Raw genomic sequence first — 744 nt, forward strand, 5'->3', positions numbered from 1 at the left:
CCGCCGGAGCGGTCTGGGCCGGCGCGGCGGGGGCCGCGGGTGTGGTGGTCGCTGCGGCCCCCGTGGCCGCAGAGCTCGCCGGAGCCGAGGCGGCAGCTGCGCCTGGCTTGTAGTCGGCGAAGAAGTCCCACCAGGCTCGGTCTACCGAATTCGGGTCCTGGAGGTACTGCTGATAGATCTCGTCGACGAGCCACTCGTTCGGACCGAAGGCCGCGGCGGGGTTCTTACCCGCTTGGTCTGCGTCGGTCGAGATGCTCGAGTTACTGGGGGACTGTGGCGACACGGCGGCAACCGCCCTCTTCCGCTTCACAAGGTGATGGACAGCGGGAATAAAGGCTACGCCCCCGTGGCCGGGAAGGTCAGGTCGAGCCCACTCTTCGTCGCGTAAGTCACATTGGAATGCGTGTTTCGGGGGTTGAAATGGCGGGAAACAAGCGTGGTTCCGGTCTGGAATGGGTGTGGGGGGCACGTGCCGGGCATGCGTCGGGTGGGGCCTGCGGGGATGTGCACGCGGCCCTCTGCTCGAACGCACCTGATCACACGTGTCCGGCTGGGCGGAACTGCCATGGATCTTGTGGCTCCGGTTCGAACTTTACGTCAACTTGGGGAAGAAGTAAGCCCCGGGAGGATGAGCGATATCTGGCAATGGCGGGGGGATTCAGCCAGATGAGATGTGGGTATCGCGGGATTTTTCCGCCCCCGCCGCCCCTACCCGTCCCATCCTGTCCCTGGGGGCTGCGCCCC

General features: G+C 66.0%; 1 protein-coding gene. It reads right to left on the bottom strand.

Translation table 11 applies throughout. The features are described from left to right. The coding region (locus P1P70_RS45345) for a 2-oxoglutarate dehydrogenase E1 subunit family protein (RefSeq protein ID WP_319248430.1) at nucleotides 1-283 on the bottom strand (283 nt) is incomplete at its 3' end. Nucleotides 284-744 lie beyond the last annotated feature (461 nt).

The organism is Streptomyces sp. MB09-02B, assembly GCF_033794485.1.
GTDB lineage: Bacteria > Actinomycetota > Actinomycetes > Streptomycetales > Streptomycetaceae > Streptomyces.